The sequence below is a fragment of the Massilia sp. TSP1-1-2 genome, assembly GCF_049896185.1.
Lineage (GTDB): Bacteria > Pseudomonadota > Gammaproteobacteria > Burkholderiales > Burkholderiaceae_D > Telluria_A.
In genome coordinates, this window is record NZ_JAFCTU010000003.1 from 259,314 (window position 1) to 269,632 (window position 10,319).

Sequence of the window (10,319 nt, forward strand, 5' to 3'; positions counted from 1 at the left end):
CTAGTCGCCGTTCTTGATGTTATGGCGCGCCATCAGGTCATACATGGTCGGGCGGCTGATGCCGAGCAGCTCGGACGCCTTGACGATATTGCCGTCGACCCGCGCCAGCGACTTGACCAGCGCCTTGTACTCGGCTTCGTCGCGCACCTGGCGCAGGTTGAGCGGCTCGTCTTCGGGGGCGGCGGCGGCCAGGCCCAGGTCGTCGGGTTGAATCGCCGGGCCGTCGGCCATGATCACGGCGCGCTTGATGCAGTTTTCCATTTCGCGCACATTGCCCGGCCAGCCGTAGGTTTCGATCGCCGTCATCGCTTCGCTGGAAAAATGCAGGCCGGAGCGCGATTCGGCGGCGCTGAACTTGTTCTTGAAGTGGTGCGCCAGCAGCGCCGCGTCGCCCAGGCGCGCGCGCAGCGGCGGGATGGTGACCACGATTTCGGACAGGCGATAATACAAGTCTTCGCGAAAGCGCCCGGCCGCCGTCAGCTCCTTGAGGTTCTGGTGCGTCGCGCAAACGATGCGCACATCGACCGGAATTTCCTCGTGCCCGCCGACGCGCTCGATCACGCGTTCCTGCAAAAAGCGCAGCAGCTTGGCCTGCAGCGCCATCGGCAAGTCGCCCACTTCATCGAGGAAGAAGGTGCCGCCGTTGGCCAGTTCGACCTTGCCCTTGGTCTGCTTGGCCGCGCCCGTGTAGGCGCCTTTTTCGTAGCCGAACAATTCGCTCTCGAGCAGATTTTCGGGAATCGCGGCGCAGTTGATCGCCATGAAGCGGTTATTCGCGCGCGGCGACAGGTTGTGCAGCGCGCGCGCCAGCACTTCCTTGCCGGTGCCCGATTCGCCCAGCACCATGACCGACGCGGTAGTGGGCGCCACCCGTTCAAGGTTGCGGCACACCTTTTGCATGCCGGCGTCGCGCGTGATCAGGCCGGCCATGGGCGAATCGGCCTGCTGCGCCAGCATGCGCTGGTTTTCCTTTTGCAGCGCATGCAAAAAAAACGCGCGCTGCAGCACCAGGCCCAGTACTTCGCTGTCGCACGGCTTTTGGTGAAAGTCGTAGGCGCCCAGCGCGATGGCCTTGACGGCGTTGGCGTGGTCCTGGTTGCCGGTCAAGACAATCACGCGCGTGGCGGGCGCCAGCGCCAGGATTTGCTGCAAGGTGGCCAGGCCTTCGGTGGCGCCGTCCGGGTCGGGCGGCAAGCCCAGGTCCATCGTGACCACCGCCGGCTCGTGGCGGCGGATCTGCGCCAGCGCGCTCTCGCGGTCGCCCGCGACGAGTACGTCATAGGCGTCGAAACTCCAGCGCAGCTGCTTTTGCAGGCCCGGGTCGTCTTCGATGATGAGCAGTTTTTGTTTGGTCGTAGTCACAGCAGTCTTTCTGGCCGTCAGACGGCAATATCGAGCGTTTGCGCCTGGTGTTGATGGAGCGGCAAACTTACATAAAAGGTGGTACCGGCGCCAACTTCGCTGACGAGCTCGATTTTACCGCCCAATTCCGAAATGTACTCTTGGCTTTCGAAAACACCGATGCCCATGCCGGCCGACTTGGTCGATTCAAACGGCTTGAACAGGCGCTCGCGGATGAATTCCTCGCTCATCCCTTCGCCGGTGTCGGCAATGGTAATGAGCACGTTGTCGTCGCGCCGGCGCAGGCTGATGGCCACCTTCCCATCCTTGGGCGTGGCTTCAATCGCGTTCTGGATCAGGTGGCCGAGCACGCGCTCGAGCCGTTCGCGGTCGGCCAGCACTTTCATGCCGGCATCGAGCAATTCCAGCACCGGGTGCGGCTCGAACGCGGCCTTCAGCGCCACCGCCTGGATCAAGACCTTGTCGATGGCCAGCGGGGCCATGTGAACGGGCGACTCGCTGCGGCTTAACTTTTGCAGCAGCAGCTTCATTTTTTGCACCGAGTGGGTCACGGTGTCGAGCATGTCGCGCTGGAACTCCGGATTGTTGCGGTGCTTTTCCGCGTTCGGAATGAGCAGCGACAATTGCGAGACCAGGTTTTTCAGGTCGTGCACCACGAAGGTGGACATGCGGTTGAACGACTCGAACTGGCGCGCCACCATCAGCGCGGTGGCCGCGTCTTGCTGGGCGAGGTAGCTGGCGGCCTGGTTGCCGGCAATTTTGAGCAGGTCGATCACTTCCCAGTTCAGCGCCACCGGGCTGCGCGGGCGCATCAGGAGCATGAAGCCGAACAGCTTGCCCTGCATGATCAGCGGCACCACCAAGGAGCGGCGGGCGAACCTGGTCAGCCAGGCGGGCAGCGGCATGTCGTCATATAGCTCGGGCCGCTCGGCGTATTCGTTCAGGTCGACCACCCACTGCTTGCTTTCCAAAAACTGACAAAACGGCGAATCGGCCGGCTCGCTGATGTTTTCGACCGGCACATGCCAGTACGATTGCGGCTCGTACAGGCCCGAATCGCGGCGGATGAACAACACCCCGCCCGGGCTTTCAACCAGTTCGCCCACGGCCTGGATGGTGCGCACGCCCAGCCCCGGACCGCTTTCGGACAGGGTGCGGGTAAAGCGCAGCCATTCTTCGCGGTAGTCGTAGTTGTAGCGGTAAAAGTGCTTGCTGATGAAGACCTTCAGCCACGAGCGGAAGGTGCCTGAAAACAGGATCACCACCAGCAGCACCAGCGCCCCGAACAAAAACGCGACCTGCATCACCGTGCCCCAGCTGCCGCCGACAAAGCGCAGGTAGTAGCCGGCCGAGCCCATGGCCAGCAGGTAGATGGCCGAGCCGAACAGCGCGGCGGTATGGAACATCACGCGCCGCGACAGCGCCAGTTCCGACGACCAGGAAGCGCTGCGGGCGATCGACATGGCCACCAGCGGCACGGTCAGCGCATTGATGACGCCGCGCGCGGCCCAGATGTCCGGGTCCACCTGGTGGAACAGCATGGTGTTGGAAAACAGGTAAAAATCGTACGCATACATGGCGCCAATGCCCAGGCATGCAAACTTGACTGCCCAGCGCTCCTGCAGCGACTTGTTGCGGTAGAGCTGCTCGACCAGCACGATGCCCAGCACGGCCAGCGCCACGCGCGCCGTCACGCTCGGCATCAAGCCCGATTCGCTGAGCGACGTCAGGTGCCACACCCCGGCCACGGTGCCCAGGAAGAACAGCACATAGAAGGAAAAGATTGCCAGCACCCAGCCCTGCAGCTTGAGCGGCAGGCGGCTGTCCGGGTCACGGTAGCTGCCGATCAGGACGATGAGAAAGGCGGACCAGGCGCCGTTGCGCAGCACTTCAAAGGAATCGGTCCAGGCCGACCAGGCTGGCAAGTCGCCCTGGTCGGCTTGCCATGCCAGCGCGGCGCTCCAGAACAGGCTGGCGACGGCGGCGATGGTGACCGAGGTGGCGTGGGTACGGCTGCGCCAGCGCGTCATCAGCATGACGCACAGGACCAGGAATGCAAGGGCGGCTACCAGGTAGCTGTAGGAAGCGATACTGCTCAATGTGCACCATCCGTCAGAACCGCAGCGGAAATTAAAATGTCCCTGTATTTAGCGAACGTCTGGCAATCGTCCAGCGACCGACTAGCGACCGACTAGCGACCGCTGCGGAACAGTACGACCTTGAGCGTATCAATCAGAATCAGGATGTCCAGGAATAAACTATTGTTCTTCACATAATACAGGTCATATTGAAGTTTTTGCAACGCATCGTCCGCAGAAGCGCCGTAGCCATAGCGCACCTGTGCCCAGCCGGTAATGCCGGGCTTGATGCTGTGGCGGACGTTGTAGTAAGGCACCACTTCAATCAACTGCTCGACGAAATATGGGCGTTCCGGGCGCGGGCCGACAAAGCTCATCTCGCCCTTGAACACGTTCAGGATTTGCGGCAGTTCGTCGATCCGGGTCTTGCGGATGAAGTTCCCGATGCGCGTGACGCGCGGATCGTTTTGCGCGGCCCACTGCGGCTTGCCGCCTTTTTCGGCGTCGTTGCGCATGCTGCGAAATTTCAGCACATTGAAGCTGTGCCCGTCCAGGCCCACGCGCTCCTGCTGGTAAAAGATCGGCGAACGGTCTTCCAGGTAAATCACGATGGCGGTGACGACCATGACGGGAAACGCCACCAGCAAGATGCCGCCGCTGCAGATCAGGTCAAAGCCGCGCTTCATGAAGGTACGGATGAAACTCTGGTCAAAGCCGCCGCCAAACACCAGCCAGCTTGGCTGCAGCGAATCGACGCGGATCTGGCAGCTTTCGCGCTCGAAAAAATTGGCGGCGTCGGTCACCTTGATGCCTTGCAGCTTGCAGTCGAGCAGTTCCTTGATCGGGAAGCCGCCGCGCCGGTTTTGCACCGACACCACGATTTCCTCGACATTGTGGGCCATGGCCAGCGTCGAGAGCGACTCGCCGTCGCGCACCTTGAGCACCTGCGACAGCGGCACGCAGCATTCCTCGGAAGGAATGGCGACATAGCCGGCAATGTCGTAGCGGTGGTAGCCGGTGTTATGAATGGCCAGGTCCGAGCATTCCTTGGCCAGCGGCCCGCCGCCCAAAAAGATGATGCGCGTTTCCAGGAAGCGCAATTCGGACGTCTTGAAAAACACCATGCGCGCCAAAAAGATGCCGCCTGCGGCAATCGTAAACACGGCCGCCAGCACACCACGCCCGATCTGCAGGTCCGGCAGCACGTAGAAAATGAGGGTGAGGATCACGAAGCCCATCACAAAGGCGGGCATCAGCTTGAGGAAAAACGGGTCGCGCAAGCCTTCGGTAAAGTTGAGCTGGTACAGGCCCATGGCGCTCATCGAAAAAATGATGGCGCAGGCAAACGCGAGTGCGGACAGGAAAAAGTGAGGAAACTCCGGCGCCGTGGTGCCTTCGGCCATATTCAGCACGCGTACGGCAGCGCCGGCGTATGCCGAACCGATCAGTACCAGCACTTCGACGAACAATAGGAAAAACACTATCTTCGAGACGTAGTGATTAGAAATCTTTAACACGCTTTCCTCCGCAATTCTTAATGCCTACTGGGGGACGCATGGCGCCCTGCCCACTGTTGCCTGGAACTAGAGCGCCCGGTCGAGGTGCGCGATGTACCATTGCAGGGCCTGTTCGAGGCCTTCGCCGATCCGGTGCGTGGGCGCAAAGCCGAGCAGCGTTTCAGCCTTGGAAATGTCGGCCTGCGAGTGGCGTACGTCGCCGGCGCGGAAATCCTTGAAATGGGGCCGGTGCCCTTCGACATGCGGATAGCGCTCGCGCAGCAGCGCGCACATCATCTGGTGCAGTTCGTTCAGGCTGGTGCGCTCGTTGAGCGCCACGTTGTAGACCTGGTTGGCGGCCGCGGCCGGCGACATGGCCGCCAGCAAATTGGCTTGCACGACATTGTCGATAAAGCAGAAGTCGCGGCTGGTTTCGCCGTCGCCATTGATGAACAGGTCGCGGTTTTCAATCAGCGCGGCAATCCACTGGGGAATCACGGCGGCGTAAGCGCCGTGCGGGTCCTGGCGCGGACCGAAGACGTTGAAGTAGCGCAGGCCGATCGCTTCAATCCCGTAACAACGGGCAAACACATCGGCGAACAGTTCATTGACGTATTTGGTGACCGCGTACGGCGAGAGCGGATTGCCGATGACGGACTCGACCTTGGGCAAGGCTGGATGGTCGCCATAGGTGGAGCTGGAAGCGGCGTAGACGAAGCGGCGCGTTTTCGCGTCGCGCGACGCCGTGATCATGTTCAAAAAGCCCGTGATATTGACGTCGTTGCTGGTGATCGGGTCGGCGATCGAGCGCGACACGGAACCCAGCGCCGCCTGGTGCAGCACGAAGTCGACCCCTTCGCAGGCGCGCGCGCAATCGGCGAACTGGCGGATATCGCCTTCGATGAAGGTAAAGCGCTGCCAGGCGGCGTCGCCCACCAGGCAGCGCACTTCGTCGAGATTGTACTGGTGGCCGGTGGCAAAGTTGTCCAGGCCGGTGACGCGCTGGTTCAACCGCAGCAGCGCTTCAACCAGGTTCGAACCGATGAAGCCGGCGGCGCCGGTCACGAGCCAGTGATACGCGTTGTCGCGCAAATGCAATTGAAGTTCGGCAAACTTATTCACTGGTCGGTACTTTCCTGGCAACGCAATCGAAAGGGAGGGGCACTATTACAAGCGCCAGACGGAGAATCCGCCGTCCACCAGCGCCGCCTTGTCGAACTGCGACTTGACGTCGATGAAGCAACCGTTCGGATTGAGCTTGGCGGTCAGGTCAGCCAGCGGACGGGCCAGGATTTCCTTGTGCGGCACGGCGGCGACGATGGCGTCGGCCTGCGGCAAGTCTTCCCAGCTGTCGAGCTTGATGCCATATTCGTGCTGCGCTTCGGCGTTCGACGCGACCGGGTCGTAGACGCGCACGTCCACGCCGTACGATTGCAGTTCGTAGACGATGTCGGCCACTTTGGAGTTGCGCAGGTCGGGGCAGTTTTCCTTGAAGGTCAGACCGATGACGTTGACCTTGGCGCCCTTGACGTGGAAACCGGCGGCGATGATCGACTTGACGGTTTTTTCGGCAACGAACTTGGCCATGCCGTCATTGATGCGGCGGCCGGCCAGAATGACTTGCGGGTGGTAGCCGACCATTTCCGCCTTGTGCGTCAGGTAGTAAGGATCGACGCCGATGCAGTGGCCGCCCACCAGGCCCGGACGGAACGGCAGGAAATTCCACTTGGTGCCGGCCGCTTTCAATACTTCCAGCGTGTCGATGCCGATCTTGTCGAAAATGATAGCCAGTTCGTTCATCAGGGCGATGTTCAGGTCGCGCTGGGTGTTTTCGATGACCTTGGCAGCTTCGGCAACCTTGATCGACGAGGCGCGGTGCACGCCGGCGGTGATGATCGACTCGTACAGTTCGGCCACCAGCTCGAGCGTTTCGGCGTCGTCGCCCGAGACCACCTTGAGAATCGTGGTCAAGGTGTGTTCCTTGTCGCCCGGGTTGATGCGCTCAGGCGAAAAGCCGACGTGGAAGTCTTCTTTCCATTTCAGGCCGGAATGCTGCTCGAGGATGGGGATGCACACTTCTTCGGTCGCGCCCGGGTACACGGTGGACTCGAAAATGACGATGGCGCCCTTTTTCATGTGCAGGCCGACCGTCTTGCTGGCGCCGGCCAGCGGCGTGAAGTCGGGGTTGTGGGCGATGTCGACCGGGGTCGGCACGGCCACCACGATGAACTTGGCGTCGCTCAGCGCCGCCGGGTCGGTGCCGACCGTCAGCTGGGAGGCGGCGCGCAATTCGCTGGTCGACAGCTCGCCCGTCGGGTCGATGAAATTGCGATAGCTTTCAATTTTGCTGGCCGAAAGATCAAATCCGATCGTTGTCCGCTTTTTTCCGAACTCTACTGCCAGCGGCATGCCAACATAGCCCAGTCCAACTACTGCAACGACGTCATTTGATTTCATGTTCGCATCCGTATAAGAAAATTTTTGCAATTATAACAACTAGAATATATCACACCAACAAGCGACGCTCAATTGAAGCAACTAATTTTGTTCAGGAGAAACAACATACCCGCAAGAGCATTGTTAAAACATCACTGTACGTCAGCACAACGCTGTACCGGGCAGCAAGATTCATGGATGAACTTTCGGTCCGGTCCACGCGCCAGGCAGGCGCTGTAACTGGCTTGTTGTCAACCACTGGCCCCGGCAAGCGCGCCTAGAGACCGTTAGTGCCGCTGCGCGCAATGAGAAGGCGCGAGGCTCTCGGAGGAGTGCGATTTTATCATTTTTCGGATGGGACTGCCGTTCCGCTTGACAGACGTGCAACGTGCTTGACCCCGCGCGTCATGTTGCGAGGATCGTAAGGCGACGCGGGGCAGATCATATCAAAACATTGGCAGTATGAGTAACAGATAGCCATGCAATTGTGATAAAAACACGCCTCGACCGAAGCGCGCTCTGTATCATGTCGGAACTGCAATTCGCACCGTATAAAGTGACCCGATGATCCTCGATTCCCCTGCCCGACGCTCCGGCCCGCTCCCTTCGCCCGTCCCGTCGCAAGTCCCTACGCCAGCCCCTTCCCGGCTCCCTGCGCCGGGTCTGGCGCGCTGGGCCCTGCCCGCACTGCTGATCCTGCTGGTGCAAGTGGCGTTGTACGTTTGGATGGCGCCGCGCGGCTTCGATTTCACCGACGAATCCTATTACTTCCACAACTTTCTGTATTGGCGCCAGTTCACCGGCACCGTCACGTTTTTTGGCGCCTATTTCGAGTGGCCGTTTCGCGCCATGGGCCACAGCATTGCCGGCATCCGCATCCTGTCGCTGGCGCTGGTGCTGGCCAGCAGCGCCTTGCTGATGCATGCCGTGCTGCGCTTTTCGCTGCCCCGGCAGGACGCCACGCGCTGGCAGCGCTGCGCCTGGCTGGCAGGGCCGATGGCGGCCTCGATGCTGTACTTCGGGTTCCTGACCACGCTGCGCGCGCCCTCCTACAACCTGCTCTCGCTTGCCACCATGGCCGTCATGACGGCCTGCCTGCTGCGCACGATCGCGCAGCAGGCAGCAGGCAAGGCGCCGCGTCTGGCGCCGCTGCTGTATGGGCTGGCGCTGGGCGCCTGCTTTCTGTCGAAAGCGACGAGCGCGCTGCTGGTGCTGCTGGTGCATCTGCTGTTCTACGGCGCCGTCAATCGCGCCTGGAAGTGGAACAGCCTGCTGGCGATGGCGGGATTGATCACGGCCGGCTTTGCGATTAATTTTATCCTGCTCGCCGCCCAGTTCCCCGGCTGGCTGGCCTCGCTGCGCGAAGGCATCGAGATTACCCGCATGCGCGGCGGCTACGGCCTCGTGTGGCTGGCCAAGTCGGTCAGCTGGGACGTGCAGCGCGAATTCATGCGCAGCGGACCTGTGCTGCTGGCGGCGGGCCTGCTGTTTTTCCTGATCCGGCGCCGGCTCGGCACCGCCACGGCGGGCGCCGTCTCGGCATTGACGCTGCTGCTGGTGGGCGCGGCCGCGCTGGCGATCACGCTCGACCATCGCGGTTCCATCTGGCTGCAGGTGCTGGCCTTGGCGGCGCTGGGCCTGTGGAGCCTGGAACAGCGCGCCGAGCGCGCGCGTCCCGCGCTGCTGCTGTTGCTGTTCACCTTGCCGCTGGCGTTTTCCTTCGGCACCAACATGCCCATCCTGCGCCACAGCGCGATTGCCTCGATGTTCGCCCTGTGCGCGGTGTTCCTACTGCTGTACCGCCTGCACCACCAGGGCCTGCTCAACGCTGGCGCGCTGGCGGCCAGTGCCTGCCTGCTGTGCGCACCGGCGCTGACCACGCAAGTGCTCGCGCTCACCGATGCGGCCTACACCTACCGCCAGTACAGCGCGCTGGGCGCGCAAAACAGTCCCGCCGCGGTGGCAACCGGCACGCTGCTGCTTGACGCGCGCAGCGCCGACGGCGTGCGCCAGATCGGCGCCATGGCGCAGGCCGCAGGTTTGCGAGCGGGCGAGGACATGCTCGATTTTGCCGACAGCCCCGGCGTGGTGTACGCGCTTGGCGCCGTTCCGCTGGGCACGCCATGGCTGATTGCGGGCTATGAAGGCAGCACGGCCGGTTCGGCCCGGGTGATCGAGAAAATCGATGCCGCCCACTTGCGCAGCGCCTGGCTCTTGAGCACCGACTACAAGGCGCGCGGCATCGACGGCTGGCAAGCGCTGCTGGCGCGCCGCCTGGGCCCCGCTTCGCATGTGCCGGCCGGCTCGGTCACGCTGGCCAATCCCGCCGCGCGCGACGGGCGCAACGTCAAGACGGTGACGCTGCACTTATGGAAGCCGAGCGGGGGCCAGGGCGGCTGACAGAACGACATTTCCGGCAATTCCGACAGTTCCGGCAATTCCGGCACCGTCCCTAATGGCGTTGACTTAAGCTATTTCTTTCGTAATGCGGTACGGGTAGCGTTGTGGCTTGGTTTTAACGACCCGGTCGAACCTCCTGCCGGGTCGATTCACAGTGAGCTCGGTAACGAGCCTCTGCCGCATGTTCTGAAGTAGCTTCGGGAATTTTCCCTGTGCCCGCGTTGCCGCGGCCCACATCAACTCATACTGGATCGTGTGCAAGGCCAGCACAAAGCTAATGTCGGTCGGAGCACACTCGGCCTCGAGCGCTGCCTTGGCAATTTCAAGCCGAACCAAGTTATAAGCAATCATGGCGCCCCAGATTTCCTGCTGCACGCCAGCGACAGTTTGGCTGCGCAGGGTTAACGCCACACCCATCATCGTTTGCTTGAGCTCGCGGTAACTAGTGTAGTGCGTCAAACAGATTGAATCTTATTAAGTTTGGCACGAGCGCGCGTGACTTTGGCAAGAATGTCGGTCGCTTTCGCGGTCCATATATACGGTTTCG

Annotated in this window: 6 protein-coding genes and 1 pseudogene; 1 reads left to right on the top strand and 6 read right to left on the bottom strand. The window is 61.7% G+C overall.

Going from position 1 to position 10,319, the window contains the following annotated elements:
• The 5 genes from prsR to ACP7BV_RS04375 all read right to left on the bottom strand — a co-directional run bounded on the left by prsR (window position 1) and on the right by ACP7BV_RS04375 (window position 7,393).
• Complete coding sequence (gene prsR / locus ACP7BV_RS04355; protein WP_426101862.1) at window positions 1–1,362, bottom strand: PEP-CTERM-box response regulator transcription factor; 1,362 nt, start codon at window positions 1,360–1,362, stop codon at window positions 1–3.
• 17 nt (window positions 1,363–1,379) lie between these two features.
• On the bottom strand, window positions 1,380–3,461 hold the full coding sequence (gene prsK / locus ACP7BV_RS04360; protein WP_426101864.1) for an XrtA/PEP-CTERM system histidine kinase PrsK: 2,082 nt from the start codon (window positions 3,459–3,461) through the stop codon (window positions 1,380–1,382).
• A 92-nt stretch (window positions 3,462–3,553) separates the two neighbouring features.
• On the bottom strand, window positions 3,554–4,957 hold the full coding sequence (locus tag ACP7BV_RS04365; RefSeq protein WP_426101866.1) for a TIGR03013 family XrtA/PEP-CTERM system glycosyltransferase: 1,404 nt from the start codon (window positions 4,955–4,957) through the stop codon (window positions 3,554–3,556).
• 66 nt (window positions 4,958–5,023) lie between these two features.
• Window positions 5,024–6,058, bottom strand: coding sequence for an SDR family oxidoreductase (locus ACP7BV_RS04370; protein ID WP_426101868.1), 1,035 nt, complete (start codon window positions 6,056–6,058; stop codon window positions 5,024–5,026).
• Window positions 6,059–6,103: 45 nt separating this feature from the next.
• Window positions 6,104–7,393 carry a nucleotide sugar dehydrogenase gene (locus tag ACP7BV_RS04375; RefSeq protein ID WP_426101870.1) on the bottom strand — a complete coding sequence of 430 codons (1,290 nt, stop codon included), beginning with the start codon at window positions 7,391–7,393 and terminating at the stop codon, window positions 6,104–6,106.
• Between the two features lie 543 nt (window positions 7,394–7,936).
• On the opposite strand from ACP7BV_RS04375, the gene ACP7BV_RS04380 reads away from it, so the two are divergent.
• Entirely contained in the window at window positions 7,937–9,772 is a 1,836-nt protein-coding gene (locus ACP7BV_RS04380) for a hypothetical protein (RefSeq protein ID WP_426101872.1), read from the top strand.
• Window positions 9,773–9,838: 66 nt separating this feature from the next.
• Here the strand turns inward: ACP7BV_RS04380 and ACP7BV_RS04385 are convergent.
• Window positions 9,839–10,219 (bottom strand): annotated as a pseudogene (locus tag ACP7BV_RS04385) (IS4 family transposase); the annotation flags it as partial.
• Between the last annotated feature and the right edge of the window lie 100 nt (window positions 10,220–10,319).

Excerpts from the sequence above, each read along its gene's own strand:
- ACP7BV_RS04375 (WP_426101870.1), bottom strand. The coding sequence starts at position 7,393 with ATGAAATCAAATGACGTCGTTGCAGTAGTTGGACTGGGCTATGTTGGC.
- ACP7BV_RS04380 (WP_426101872.1), top strand. The coding sequence starts at position 7,937 with ATGATCCTCGATTCCCCTGCCCGACGCTCCGGCCCGCTCCCTTCGCCC.